At 63.8% G+C, this 301-nt stretch carries 1 protein-coding gene; it reads right to left on the bottom strand.

Translation table 11 applies throughout. The features are described 5' to 3' along the window. On the bottom strand, positions 1-301 hold a 301-nt coding region (locus ACZ92H_RS29670; protein WP_465052405.1), incomplete at both ends, for a phage tail protein.

Below are 301 nucleotides of genomic sequence, written 5' to 3' on the forward strand. Positions count from 1 at the left end.
AGCGGGTGCGGATCGGCGGCGGCCAAGTGTTTGGCCAGTTGCGCGTCACTGTACGCGCGCACGGTAATGTCTTGGTCATCAACATACTTGCGTGTGGCCAGGATGACGGAAGGATCGATTTTCAGTTCGACGGCGGCCGTGCTGGTGACGATCAGCACGATGCGCACCACTTGCGTGCGGCCGCTGCCCTCGGCCATTAGGGGTTTGTAGCTGGGCGGGCAGTTGGCCACGGCGCACAGGTCGCCCGCCTCGTCGTAGATGCCGATTTCGCGTATCCACCAGCCGCCCACGTCTTCGGGCA

It is taken from the genome of Janthinobacterium foliorum (assembly GCF_978021625.1).